Annotated in this window: 1 protein-coding gene; it reads left to right on the top strand. The window is 71.4% G+C overall.

Going from position 1 to position 699, the window contains the following annotated elements:
- Positions 1-699, top strand: a 699-nt coding sequence (locus DMP05_RS09890) for a transposase (RefSeq protein WP_483259530.1), incomplete at both ends; no start/stop codon positions are given.

Genomic DNA, 699 nt, shown 5'->3' on the forward strand with positions numbered 1-699 from the left:
AAGGGCGAGAGGGTCCGGGACGCGCCGGAGGACGCGTGCCCCAAGCTGCTGTCGTGGCCGCGCTGCTGCAACGGGTGCAGGAACCTGCGCTACCGCAGCTGCTCGAGGAGGTGGCGCTGCGAGTACTCGGCGGCCAGGGCGCAGGCGCTCGCCGACGCAGAGCTGCGCGAGTCCAGGATCGGCGTCGACCGGGGCGAGGCGGAGTTCGAGCGCATAATGGGCCTGATCAGGTACGACGTCGCGCGGGGGCTGTCGCCCCAGCAGATAGCGCTGGGCAGGGCCGGCCAGATCGGGGCCTCGCCCTCGACCATATACCGGTGGATATCGCGCGGCTACGCCGGGATGTGCGACCTCGACCTGCGCAGGAAGTGCGGCTACAAGCCCAGGTCGCGCTCGGAGCCGCCGAGGCCGACGGCGCACGGCGGGGCGCGCTCCTTCGCCGCCTTCATGGGGCTGCCCGAGGAGGGGCGCGCCGCCGCCTGCGAGATGGACACCGTGACAGGGCTCAGGTCCGACCGCCGGTGCCTGCTGACATTGTACTCCAGGCCGTTCAGGTTCCAGCTCGCGCTGCTGATGCCCGACAAGACGGCCGCGGCGACGGAATCGGCGCTGGACATGCTCGAGAGGGCCGCGCCGAAGGCGTTCCGAAGGCTGTTCTCCCTGCTCCTGACCGACAACGGCGCCGAGTTCGCCGACTGC

This window comes from Slackia isoflavoniconvertens, from assembly GCF_003725955.1.
GTDB classification, from domain to species: Bacteria; Actinomycetota; Coriobacteriia; order Coriobacteriales; family Eggerthellaceae; genus Slackia; species Slackia isoflavoniconvertens.